The sequence below is a fragment of the Bifidobacterium reuteri DSM 23975 genome (genome assembly GCF_000741695.1).
Lineage (GTDB): Bacteria > Actinomycetota > Actinomycetes > Actinomycetales > Bifidobacteriaceae > Bifidobacterium > Bifidobacterium reuteri.
In genome coordinates, this window is the sequence record NZ_JGZK01000017.1 from 41205 (window position 1) to 54355 (window position 13151).

General features: G+C 61.7%; 8 protein-coding genes. 7 read left to right on the plus strand and 1 reads right to left on the minus strand.

The features are described 5' to 3' along the window. Positions 1-84 precede the first annotated feature (84 nt). The 6 genes from BREU_RS09585 to BREU_RS09615 all read left to right on the plus strand — a co-directional run bounded on the left by BREU_RS09585 (position 85) and on the right by BREU_RS09615 (position 10025). Positions 85-2322, plus strand: coding sequence for an RNA degradosome polyphosphate kinase (locus BREU_RS09585; protein WP_044089877.1), 2238 nt, complete (start codon positions 85-87; stop codon positions 2320-2322). A 196-nt stretch (positions 2323-2518) separates the two neighbouring features. After that, positions 2519-3682, plus strand: a complete 1164-nt coding sequence (locus BREU_RS09590; RefSeq protein ID WP_140462965.1) for an NUDIX hydrolase — start codon at positions 2519-2521, stop codon at positions 3680-3682. Next, complete coding sequence (locus BREU_RS09595) at positions 3672-4487, plus strand: hypothetical protein (protein WP_081886671.1); 816 nt, start codon at positions 3672-3674, stop codon at positions 4485-4487. The genes BREU_RS09590 and BREU_RS09595 overlap by 11 nt, the downstream gene beginning before the upstream one ends. A gap of 2067 nt (positions 4488-6554) precedes the next feature. After that, positions 6555-7136 carry an FMN-binding protein gene (locus BREU_RS09605; RefSeq protein WP_052382110.1) on the plus strand — a complete coding sequence of 194 codons (582 nt, stop codon included), beginning with the start codon at positions 6555-6557 and terminating at the stop codon, positions 7134-7136. Between the two features lie 63 nt (positions 7137-7199). After that, positions 7200-8132 carry an FAD:protein FMN transferase gene (locus BREU_RS09610; RefSeq protein WP_052382111.1) on the plus strand — a complete coding sequence of 311 codons (933 nt, stop codon included), beginning with the start codon at positions 7200-7202 and terminating at the stop codon, positions 8130-8132. Between the two features lie 357 nt (positions 8133-8489). Then, positions 8490-10025, plus strand: a complete 1536-nt coding sequence (locus tag BREU_RS09615; RefSeq protein WP_044089871.1) for a hypothetical protein — start codon at positions 8490-8492, stop codon at positions 10023-10025. Positions 10026-10302: 277 nt separating this feature from the next. Here BREU_RS09615 and BREU_RS09620 read toward each other — a convergent pair whose 3' ends face one another. Beyond that, positions 10303-12102 carry a phosphatase PAP2 family protein gene (locus tag BREU_RS09620; RefSeq protein WP_052382112.1) on the minus strand — a complete coding sequence of 600 codons (1800 nt, stop codon included), beginning with the start codon at positions 12100-12102 and terminating at the stop codon, positions 10303-10305. A gap of 313 nt (positions 12103-12415) precedes the next feature. Here BREU_RS09620 and upp point away from each other — a divergent pair, with 313 nt between their 5' ends. After that, positions 12416-13057: a uracil phosphoribosyltransferase gene (upp, locus tag BREU_RS09625; RefSeq protein WP_044089870.1), complete on the plus strand. Its 642-nt coding sequence runs from the start codon at positions 12416-12418 to the stop codon at positions 13055-13057. Positions 13058-13151: the final 94 nt, after the last annotated feature.

Below are 13151 nucleotides of genomic sequence, written 5' to 3' on the forward strand. Positions count from 1 at the left end.
AGACTGCGACACCAATATGAACGGAGTCTGAACTCTCGCGAGTAACCCCCGTATACGGCCACGCCAAAGCATACGATATAAGCTATGGCACAAATATTTGACGCACCCTCAAAGGCAATTCTGCGAAGCCAAATCGCAGAGCACATTGCCGAGACTGACAAGAATGACCGCCGCGTCGATAAGGAAGGCGAAGCCCCGCTGCCCGAGGATCGCTTCTTCGACCGCGAACTGAGCTGGCTCAAGTTCAACCAGCGCGTGCTTGAGCTAGCAGAAGATGAAGATGTGCCGCTGCTCGAACGCGCCAACTTCTCCGCCATCTTCGCCTCGAACCTTGATGAGTTCTTCATGGTTCGCGTGGCCGGCCTGAAGCGCCGCATCGACTCCGGCATCGCAGTGCCGTCCGCAGCCGGCCTGAGCCCACGCCAGCTGCTGCGCGCCATCAGCGAAACCGCGCATCGCCTCCAGAACGAGCATGCGCACTACACCATCGACACGATCCTGCCCGAGCTGGAGAAGGAGCACATCGTCCTGCTGAGCTGGGACAAGCTCACCCCCTCCGAGCAGGAGCGCCTTTCCCGCTACTACCGCCAGCAGGTCTTCCCCGTGCTGACCCCGCTCGCGGTGGACCCCGCCCACCCGTTCCCCTACATCTCCGGCGGCTCCATCAACCTTGCCGTGATCGTGGAGAACCCGTCGTCCGGCAAGTCCCACTTCGCCCGCGTCAAGATCCCGGGCAACCTGCCGCGCCTCGTGCCGGTCGACGACATGACCGACGAGGAATCCAAGGATGAGCGCTACGGCTTCATCACCATGGAGAAGCTCATCGCCGCCCACCTCGAATCCCTGTTCCCGGGCATGATCATCAAGGAGGCCCGCTCCTTCCGCGTGACCCGCAACGAGGACATCGACGTGGAAGAGGATGACGCCGAGAACCTGCTGAACGCCATGGAGAAGGAACTGCTGCGCCGTCGCTTCGGACCGCCGATCCGCCTCGAGATCACCGACGACACCAGCCCGTTCCTCTCCCAGCTACTGGCCGACCAGCTCGGCGTGAGCCAGGACGAGGTGTACCGTCTGCCCAGCCCGCTGGATCTGACCGTGCTCTTCGAGCTCGGTGGCGTCGATCGCCCCGACCTGAAGAACCGTCCGTTCGTGCCGACCACGAACCGTCAGATTGCAGAAGTCGAGTCGTCCCGTGCGCAGGACATCTTCGCCGCCATCCGCGAGCGCGACATCCTGCTGCATCACCCTTACGACTCCTTCTCCACCTCTGTGCAGGCCTTTCTGGCACAGGCTGCTGCGGATCCTAAGGTCCTGGCTATCAAGCAGACGCTCTACCGGACCAGCTCCAACTCACCGATCATCGACGCACTGATCGACGCCGCACACGCCGGTAAGCAGGTGCTGGCCCTGGTCGAGATCAAGGCGCGCTTCGACGAGGACGCCAACATCGCGTGGGCCCGCAAGCTCGAACGCGCCGGCGTGCACGTGGTGTACGGCATCGTGGGCCTCAAGACCCACTGCAAGCTCATCGAGGTGGTGCGTCAGGAGGCCGACGGCCTGCGTCGCTACTGCCACGTGGGCACCGGTAACTACAACCCGAAGACCGCACGTATCTACACCGATTTCGGTCTGCTGACCTGTGATCCGGTGGTCGGTCAGGACCTGACCCGCCTGTTCAACCAGCTGTCCGGCTACGCGCCGAAGTCCAGCTTCCACCGTCTGCTGGTTGCCCCGCGCACCATCCGCACCGGTCTCATCCAGCGCATCCGCCGCGAGGAGGATGCCGCCCGCGCCGGCAAGGAGGCCTGGATCAAGATCAAGGTCAACTCCATCGTGGACGAGAAGACCATCGATGCTCTGTACCGCGCCTCTCAGGCCGGCGTGAAGATCGACATCGTCGAGCGCGGCATCTGCGCCCTGAAGCCCGGCGTTCCCGGCCTGTCCGAGAACATCCGCGTGCGTTCGATCCTCGGCCGCTTCCTTGAGCACTCCCGCATCTACGCCTTCTGCAACGCTGACGGCCCGCAGATCGGCGAAGGCCCGGCTTCCGGCCCCGAGGTATACATCGGCTCCGCCGATCTGATGCACCGCAACCTCGACCGTCGCGTGGAGGCTCTGGTGCGCATCACCGCCCCGGAGCAGATCGACGAGCTCATCAAGTACGTGGATCTGCAGATGGCCGACTCCACGGTCAGCTGGCACATGCAGCCGGACGGCACCTATGTGCTGCACACCAAGGACGACGAAGGCCGTCCGCTGGTGGACAGCCAGGAGTACCTGATCCGCAAGCACTCCCGCAGCCGCAGCGCGCACAGCTGATTGTGAACAATCGCGCACGCTGATACGGATGCAGACAGCGCGCTTGTGAACGCTCGCGCAAAACACTGGTACAGTGGATTGCGACACAGGTGATACGACGATGCCCGGTTCCCATACGATTGTGGGAACCGGGCATCGTCGTATCACCAGCACAAACTACGTAGCGGCAGCGGGTTTTGCCCTACAATGACCAGTGATGGGTAGCAACAGCATGAGGCATGTCGTAGAAGCCGCCGGTGGCATCATCTACCGGTGGAAGACCGCCGAGAACTCTGACAGAGCAACGAACAACACTCCAGAACACGCACAGGGGCGACCGGAGCCGCGGACGACCCACGACACCCGCGAAACCATAGACCCGCAAATCCTCTCAGACGCTTCGCACAACGTACTCGGTCATATCGAACTGTGCGTTGTGCACCGTCCGAAGTATGACGACTGGAGCTGGCCGAAAGGCAAGCTCGACCCGAACGAATCCCACCGCCACGCCGCCGTGCGCGAGATGGGCGAGGAAACCGGCCTGCCAGTGGCGCTTGGCCCGTATCTGGGCGATATCACCTATCCGCAGTCCGAAGAAGGATGCGTCCAGAGGCACACCAGGAATCTGTCCGGCACCGGCAAACATGTGATGTACTGGATGGCCAAGGTCATCAGCCCAGTGGATAATCTGCGACGCACGCACGCCTTCGGGCCGGTTCACCGTGCCGACGAGGGCGAAATCGACCAGATGCTCTGGCTGACGCCGGTCGAAGCGCGCAAACGCCTGACGCATTCCACGGATAAAGACATTCTGGCCTTGTTTGTCGACCGTGTGCAGGAGGGTGCGCTCGACTCCCAGCCGGTGATCATCGTGCGACACGGCAAGGCGGAGGCCCGCAAACTGTGGAAAGGCACGGACGCCAATCGCCCGATCACACCGCGTGGCGCGGCGGCTGCCTTCGCGCTGAACGCCGAGCTCGCCTGCTTCAATCCGATTCGCATCGCCACTTCGCCTTGGCTGCGCTGCCAGCAGACATTGGAGCATTTCGCGTGGGAGACCAAGAGCGACATGGTCAAACTGGACGAGATGACGGAAGATGCATTCGCCATCAATCCCGATGCCGCGTGGGAGTCCATGCTCAGCGAAATCGATTTCGCGCTTGAGCGCAAGCAAGGCACGGCGATCTGCATGCATCGCCCGGTCATCGGCGGCATGTTCGAGCATCTGCGCGAACTGTGCCGGCCGGCCGCGCTGGGCAGACGGCTCATCGCGAAATCACCGTACATGCCTACCGGCACCGCGATAGCATTGTTCGTGATCAGTACTCCGGATGGCCCGGTCATCATCGATATTCAGAAAGTGCAACCGCTTGTCTACTAGACCCGCATACCCCGATTCCTCGAACTCGTCCGCTGCCGCTGCCGCCGCTCACGCTTCGGCGCATGGCGGCTCCGGACTTGGCCCGGGCTTCGGGTCGTTGCGTGCAGCCGGTGCCGCATTCGGACCAGTGCGGATGGGTGCTTCGCGCCCCTCGCGCCCGGCACAGCTTGACCCGGCGGTGGCCGACGGGCTGGCGGGCGGCATGGATCCGCAGGCTATCAGCGAGATGAGCCATCTTTCCGCGGCGGCGCTACTCGACCGCGTGCGCCACAGCGAGGATCCGGAAGTCGTGCAACGCGTGCTGACATTGGTGGAGACCGTCGGCGTGGACGAGATCGCCGAACTGTGGAGCGACGCCGAGCCCGATTCACTGCCCGGCGTGCTGTGGCGTCTATACATGCTGCGCACGTGGATGCGCAGCAACCGCGATTCCATCGCCCGGCTCTGGCGGCTCGGCGAACCGGTGGCCACCACGGCTTCCGCCATCGCCGGCGTGGATCAGGCACCTACTGAGGATGACATCGTGCGATTGGCGGATTCGATTCTCTCCGGTGCATTTGTGGGCGATTTCGCCGTGGCGCTGGAGCGCGCGGCGGCGTTCACCGATGTGGTGGCGCTGGGCTTGCGCGTGGAGGCACGACGGCGTGTGCAGCGCGCGACCGCGAATGGCGGCAGCGCCCCCGAAGCCGAACAAGCCGCACGCGCTCAGGCGGCCAAACTCCTACACACCGGCGCAAACCTGATGAGTACCGCCCGCACGTTCGAGCACGGCGCACACCTCTGGCGTCGCGGCCGGCTGGAGTAGTGGCTCGCTTATCTCTCCCCTCCGACGAGGGACTTGGACCGCGGCTGGGGAAAGACCAGCCCTCTGGTGGGCTAAGCTTTGCAAGAAATGCTGGGAGCGCTTCTAAGCGAGGGCTTAATGACAGTCAAGGCGAGGGAAATGACCGAAAGCTCCGCAACAGAGCTCCCTCTGATGAGGGAGCTGTCACGGGCTTGGCCCGTGACTGAGGGAGAGACCCAATCCACCACTTCGGCATCAGCCATCAGCTGATATCCGCCTGTTCCGGCGTGCCCCAGTTCATCGCAAACTATACTGATACCCGCGTCGGGCCGTGCTTAAGCCCCGGGCTCCATTTTTTGCCGCCGCGAGCGGCCCTTGCGCCGACAGGCGCTTTCGCGGTTCGACGCCCCACACTTCTTTTCATGGCTTTTCTCGCTTAATGTACGCTGACGGACACTCAGCGTACATTAAGTGAGACGACATGGTGGATGCTTGCGTTGCACCTTGTGCCGCAGCTCTGCAAATAACGCGATATTGCGCTGGCGTGGCAGCATCCGCGACGACCTGCGATGATTCATCACCCGCACCGCAAACAAGAATGGCGGAATTCCAAGGATTCCCAACCCCCGCCGCACACACGCCACAGGCACAGGCACACGACACCCGTCCCGGAAGTACGAAAACGTCAGAATCCCACTTCAGGGACAAGAGAATCTGTCTCTGAAGCCCGAATACCGCATAATCGCGTTTCAGGGACACGAAAACCCGTCCCGGAAGCGCAATTCGACCCGTTTCGCCGTTCCGGGACAGAACCTCCCGCGCCACGTCAATCGCCGCCCAGAAAGAATGGCGGAATTCCAAGGATTTCCAGCTCATACCACATGCACATCATGGGTACAGGCACACAAAACCTGTCCCGGAAACTCAAATACGACGTAAACGCGTCTCAGGGACACGAGAATCCGTCCCTGGAGCCCGAAAACGGCTGAATCGCATTTCAGGGACACGGAAACCCGTCCCGGAAGCGTAATTCGACCCGTTTCGTCGTTCCGGGACAGATCCTCCCGCACCACGCCAAGCACCATTCAGAAGGAATGGCGGAATTCCAAGGATTTCCAGCTCATACCACACGCACATCATGGGTACAGGCACACAAAACCTGTCCCGGAAACTCAAATACGACGTAAACGCGTCTCAGGGACACGAGAATCTGTCTCTGTAGCCCGAAAACGGCAGAATCGTGATTCAAGGACACGAGAATCTGTCTCTGAAGCTTGAATACCGCATAATCGCGTTTCAGGGACACGAAAACCTGTCCCGGAAGCGTAATTCGACCCGTTTCGTCGTTCCGGGACAGATCCTCCCGCACCACATCAATCACCATTCAGAAAGAATGGCGGAATTCCAAGGATTTCCAACCCCCGCCACACACACGCCACAGGCACAGGCACACGAAAACCCGTCCCCGAAGCGCGAAAACGACGGAATCGCGTTTCCGGGACAAGAAAACCCGTCCCGGAAGCCCGAATATGGCTGAATCGCATTTCAAGGACATGAGAATCTGTCTCTGAAGCCATGTTCAAGGCTGTTTTCAAGTATCAGGACGAATCAGCCAGGCAATCGGCCGAGGATACGGATGATCCATGCAATCGATTCACCCGTTCGGCAGCAAGCCTACTGGTCCGTCTCACTAATAATTGGGGGTTCAATGCCGTCTCTCCCCCAGTCAGCTTCGCTGACAGCCCGTCCTGCAAGTATGGACGCGCTACGCGCGATGAGAGCTACATCACAAAACGGCTGTATTTCAGCGAATTCTCAGGATACATATACGACGTCGCCAGCATCGGCTTGTTATTTTCGATGTGGGGAATTCCAACGCGTCATCGAGGTTGTGGTATTCGATGCGCAGTGCATTACGCACACAACACCGAGACTCAATACCAGCACTTTCGCAGCAGTACGTAGCCAAAACGTCGCCGCCCGTCGGGCCTGCCGCACAAGCCGGCCCAATCGCCCGGGAAGCCGCGGAATAGGCCGACGAATCTCTGACGAAACGCTGTACAAGAAGACAACACATGAGGAGCAACCATGAAAACCGTGACGCGCGCCGCCATCGCCGTACTGGCCGGCCTGGCAATCATTGGCGACGCTTTTCTGCTGTTCATCAAGCCTCATCTCGCACAGCAGGCGGGAACCACAGGATCTGCCCTGGCCTCAAACGGCACGACATCCAGCGGAAACGGCAGCAGCGCCAACGCCCAATCTGAGTCCTCCACCGACTCCAACAGCGCAAACAGCACTGACTCAAACGATTCCACCAACTCAAACGATTCCACTGATTCCGCCGACTCCAGCAACACTGAATCCACAGACTCCAACACCCTGAAGGACGGCACCTACACCAGCGTGGCCAGTCCGAACGCCTATGGCGAGATCCAATTGCAGGTCACGGTCGCGGGCGGGAAAATCACCACTATCACCACGGTGAAAGCCCCGACCCATGGCCGCTCACAGTCCGTGAACGCCCAGGCGCTCCCGATGCTCACCGAACGCGCGATCAGCGCGCAAAGCGCGGATATCCAGTTCGTCTCCGGAGCGACCGAAACCTCCACTGCCTTCGTCAATTCGCTGCAGGACGCCATCAACCAGTCGCTGAACGCCGCCAAATAAGTTAGCGACCAATAGCCAACAACAGCCGGCAACAGCCAACAGCCCATACGGACAGCACCGATCATGACCACCATTCAGGCCCGAGTCATCCACGCGATGACCATCCCGTTCACCATCCAGCTGAGCGACAGCCGCGATGCCGCCTACCTCGCCACATGCATCGACGAGATCACGCCGCAGATCACCGCATACCTGCAGCACATCGACACCACGTTCTCCCCATTCCGCGCCGATTCGCAGGTTGCCGCAGCCCGACGAGGCGACTGGTCGGCCATGCTCGTCACAAGCAAAGCATCCTCGACAAAGTCCGGCGTCCACTATGCAGCGCCGCCGTACAACCGACACGCCGGCCAAGCTCAGACCCACTATTCTCAGTCCGAATCCCAGTCCGAATCACAATCCGAATCACAGTCCGAATTCGCGCAAATCTACGCGCTGGCCGAGCAGGCCAAGCAGCTCACCCGCGGTCATTTCAATCCGATGCACGCCGGCCAATACGACCCGACCGGCATCGTCAAAGGCTGGGCCATCGAACGAGCGCACGAGCGGTTTCTCATGCCGCTGATCACATCCGGACAATGCGACGCCGCCGCGCTGGGAGGCGGCGGAGACATCCAGACCGCAGTAGCCGACACCAGCGATTTCGTATGGCGCATCGGCGTGCAGGATCCCGCCAACCCCAACGCCACCCTGCGGACCATCACTCTGCGCAACGGCGCGGTCGCCACCTCCGGCACCAGCAAACGCGGCGAACACATCACCCGCAACGCGCACGACCTGGCACAGGCCACCATCGTCGACGACCATCTCGCGTTCGCGGACATGTGGGCCACCGCCGCCATCAGCGCCGGCGAGCGCACGTTCCGCGACATCATCGACCAGAATCCAGTCGCTCAGGCCAGTCTCCATGCGGTGCTGGTCCGCGCGGACGGCAGCATCACGCAGTTCGCGCCGGGCAAAACCGCACCCGACGTCATGCCACAAACAGGAGCATAATAGGCCACTGGAATCGTATGACCATGGAAATCGACAATCACAGCAACCAACCTTGCGGGCGGCGCGAATACAAACCAAACAAATACAAACCGGGCGAATACGAGCGGAGCGAATACAGCCGGGCTGTGCAGTGCTGCCCAGTACAACACACACGGCACAGCGACGCATAACACGGCGCCACGCGGTTTCGGCAGCACGACCAACGCGACTGGAACGCCCCCATCACGCGCACGGAAGCCGCACACGCCCCCACCGTTCACCAACCTGGCTCTCGCCGCCGCAGAGCCCGCACAAAAGCCCGCACAAGAGCCCACGTACGAGCCCATACAAAAGCTCACTTACCATAAGGATCAATCCATGAAACACATCTCCTCGCACATCGCCCTGGCTTGGGCGGTGGTGCTGTTCATCATCCCGCTGCCGTTTCTGGCGACGCTCGTCGCCGGCTTCCCCGCCCTGTACAGCAGTTCGATGTTCGGCGCGGAACTCGGCGTCATCGCCTATGTATGGATGCTCGCGGCCGTGTACCTCGCGTGTCGCCCGCGCTGGGTGGACCGAACGGTCGGCCTGCCGCATATGTATATGATTCACGGCGTGCTGGCGATTCTGGCCATCGTGCTGGCGTTCGTGCATCAGTCGCTGCTGCCCGGTGCCGGCGAACTCATCGGCCTGACGGGACATCTGGGACTGTACCTGTTCATGGCCGTGGCGGTGTGGTCGCTGGTGTTCATGGCCGGATGGCTGACTGCTCGCGTGCCGGTTCTGGCGCGGATCAAGCGCGCGCTGGAGCAGGTGTTCCGGCATGAGATGAGCGTCTGGCTGCATCGGTTGAATCTGGTGGCCATCGCGCTGATCGTGATCCATGTGCATGTGATTGACTACATCGCGTCCATCAAACCGTTCATTTTCCTGCTCGACGCGACGACGATCATCGTGTTTGCGTACTACATCTGGAGTTCGGTGAACCGTGAGGCGTTCGCGTTGCGTGGACGTGTGGTCTCCGTTCGGCCGCTGGCCGATCGCGTCACCGAGTTGACGGTGGCGATTGAGGATGCGAACGGCTCGCGCGGTGTTTCACGGCCGCGCAATGCCGCCGACGCGGGAAGCAACGCGCGCGGCACGGGCTTAGGCGGCGGCACAATCCGCTGGAATCCGGGCGATTTCGCATTCATCGCTTTCCCCGGCAAGCGCGGCATGGGCGAATTCCATCCGTTCTCGCTGACGAATTCGTATCCGGCACCGGGGGCCGTCTCGTTCGCTGTGGGCGCGGCCGCCTCGAACACCGCAGTAAGCACCACGTCGGCTGACGGTACCACCATTACGATGCCGCATCCGGATGCGCCGACCATGGCGTTCGCGATTCGCGCGGATGGTGACTTCACCGCCGGCATCGCCGCCTTGCGCCCTGGCGACGCGGTGCGCATCGTACCGCCGTATGGACGCTATGCCGAATTCATCGACGAGCACGACCGCCGCGCCACCACCAAGGCCGACCAGGCCGCCGTGCAGCAGGGGCGCACGGCCGGCGGCACCGGCACGCAGCAGCGCACGCCATTGGCGCTGATCGGCGGCGGCATCGGCATCACACCGCTGCTTGGCGTCCTCACCGCGTACGCGGACGGCGAACGGCAGGTCGATTTCCTCTACACCGTTCGGTCGGAGCGCGACTTCATCTATCGCGACCAGCTGGAACAGTTCGGCCGCACGACGCCGGCCACGCGCGTGCGACTGCAGGCCGGACGCGCTGATGAGGCCACGATCGCGCCGATGATTCGCCCAGGCGCCGTGTATCTGATCGCCGGTCCGCAGCCGATGATGGAGGCCGTGCGCGCAATCCTGTTCAAGCACGGGGTGGCCGCCGACGATATCTACTACGAGCCGTTCGCGATGTGATTCGGGTAGCAGACATAAACGACAGCGCTGGAATACACAAAATACCTGCAGTCCTGTTCCTCGGCAGAAGTCTGGAACAGGACTGCAGGTAAATCAGTGCTTATTACGAACCTGCAGGCGGTCGCGGAGTGTATCGCGTGGAAGCCTGCAGGTGATTTGTGCCTATATAGGACTCGTTTCTGCAGGTAAAACAGGTATATATACGAGGCACCAATTTACCTGCAGAGGACTATTCGCCGGGAATCAACTGGTGACCACTGGGACTCATCGGCCGAGATCAACGACGCACGCGGCGGGCGATGGCGAGCGCGGCACCGGCGGCGAGGAACAACACGGTGATGCCGGCGAAGACGCTGACGTCAGCACCGGTATCGGTCAGCTTGCCGTTCTTGTCGGAAGCGTTGTTCTTGCCGTTGTCCTTGCCGTTCTGCGGCTTGTTGACAGAACCGTTGTTGTTCTGATTGCCGCCGTTGTTGTTCTGGTTGTTGGAACCGTTGTTGTTATTACCGGCGTTGTTGTTCTGGTTATTGGAACCGTTGTTATTGTTACCGTTGTTACCACCGTTATCGCCACCGTTGTTGTTACCGTTGTCCGGCACTTCCTGCTTGACGACCTCGGCCTTCTGGCCTGGCTCGACATTCACCACGTTGCCGTTGGCATCGAGGGTGACCTTGGAGCTGAAGGCTGCGGCGAGGTTCAGACGCTGCCAGCCGTCGGAGGTGGAGTCGAGCGGGTAGCCGGACTGGATTTCGGTGCGGGCGAGCACCTCACGGCGCTGGTCGGCGGTCAGGGTCGGGAACACGGTGCGCAGCAGGCCCTCGGCACCGGCGGGCACGCGTGCTGGCTGGTCAGTGGCGGAGACTGGAGCGAAACCGTAGGTGAGACGCTGGGTGTACACGTCGACAGCGGACTTGACGTCGGTGACCGGCTCGGTGGCCACGGCGTCCGTGTTGAGGTTCTTGTAGCCGTTGGTCGTGGTGGCGTTCGTCTTGGCGATGATCTCATCCAAGGTGTTGCCGTATCCGGCTTCCTGTCCGCGCTTGGTCAGGTAGTCGCGCAGCTCCTGCTGGGCGGGTTTGACGACCTGCTCGAAGTACACGTCGTCGTTCAGACGGCCGGCGGCGGAGGCCTCACCGACGATGCGGCCACCGATGATGTCCAGCGGGTAGTGGACGCCGAGCACGATGCGGTTGTTGCCACCCTCGGCGGCACGGGCCGCGATCTGCGGGGCAAATTCCGGCATCATCGCGGCGAGCACCAGACCAGAGGTGTAGAACGCCATCGTGTGGCCGGAGGGGAAGGACTGCGAAGGGTTGTTCTTGTACTTGCCGCTGTCATCCAGCGAACCAGCGAGACCGGAGTAGCCGGCACCGTGAGGCAGGTTGCGGTAGGGATCCTGCCACGGGTTGTCCCAGTCGGCGGCGCGCTTGAGCGGCAGCTCGGCGGCCAGGCCCTTCATGTCGTTCTTGCCGTTCGCGCTGCGGTCGAACAGGTCACCGCCGGTGGTCCTGTTCAGCGAGGGGCGCGGATAGTTGAAGCTGTACTTGGCGCCGGTCACGGGAATGTAGCCGACCATGCCGTTGAGCAGGTCGTAGGTCTTCTGCAGGGCGCGGGTCTTGGTGGTCGGATCGACGACCATGCCATCCCAGAACCATTCGCCCATGATCGGACCGAAGGCATCCCAATAGGTTTCGCGGTTGTTCTGATCGCCGTCGATGAGCGCCTTCTGCAGCTGACTGTAATGGTCGTCGACCTTGGTGCCTGCGGCGTCATCATCTGCGGCCTTGTTGTTGATGGCCACGGTCAGATCATCGTTCTGCTTGAGAATCGAGGCACCGGCATCGGTGACATCGCCACGGAACACGGTGGTTTCGTCATTGTTCGGGTTGTCCACCGGAGTCCAGTAGTTGTTGAACTCCTTGAGCAGCACCTGAGGATCGGCCTTGGTACTGTCGGACGGGTAGGTGGCCGGCTGGTCGTCAGCCATCGCCGGCACTGCGGCCGCGAAGCTCGCGGCGAGCGTGGCGACGGCGGCGAGGCCGGCGATCGCGCGCTTGTACTGGGTGAATACGGACATTGTCCCTCCCTCAATCAATGTCAGTCTGCATCGATGCCCTTGCCTGTGGCATCATCAGACGCAAGCATTCGTCCTCGGCCTTGGCTGGCGACGATGCGAATGCTCTTATGCACAACGCTAGAAAGGCGACATGTCCCGAATGGACAAGAATCGCGAATGCCGGATGACCGGTAATTGAACAGCCGAAGTCGGCAATGTAGCCATAGGAACAGTCATGCCTCGTAACAGCCCGCTGAGCTTTCCCTGCCCTGCCTCCCCGACCTGCACGCCGCGAATTTCCGTTTCCCCGGCGGCAACGGGTAGTCTGGGAGCTATGGAATTGCATGTTTTGAATCATCCGCTGGTCGAGCACAAGCTCACCGTGCTGCGAGACAAGAACACCCCCTCCTCCACCTTCCGCGAGCTCGTCTCCGAGCTGGTCATGCTGGAAGCCTACGAAGCCACCCGCGACCTGAGCGTCGTATCCGTGCCGATCGAGACGCCGGTCGCCCCGATGACCGGCAAGAAGCTGGCCGAACCGCGCCCGATCATCGTACCGGTGCTGCGTGCGGGGCTCGGCATGCTCGACGGCATGACCCGTCTCATCCCCACCGCCGAAGTCGGATTCCTCGGCATGAAGCGCGACGAGGAGCATCCCACCCAGCAGATCACTTATGCGAACCGTCTGCCGGAAGACCTGTCCGGCCGTCAGTGCTTCCTCATCGACCCGATGCTTGCCACCGGCGGCACGCTGGTCGCCGCCACGCATTACCTGGCCGAGCGCGGTGCCAAGGACGTGACCGCCATCAACATCATCGCCGCCCCCGAAGGCATCAAGTACGTCGAGGAGCACATCGACCCGTCCATCGACTTCAAGGTCGTGGTGTGCGCGGTCGACGAAAGGCTCAACGAGAAGTGCTACATCGTGCCGGGTCTGGGCGACGCCGGCGATCGCCTGTACGGAGTGATCGACTGACCTACGTCGGCCGACAGCTCAGCGGGATGTGCCGGCCGACGCATCCCATCAATCCCGACAATGTCTCGTCGAACGTACATCAAGCGTCTTAGCG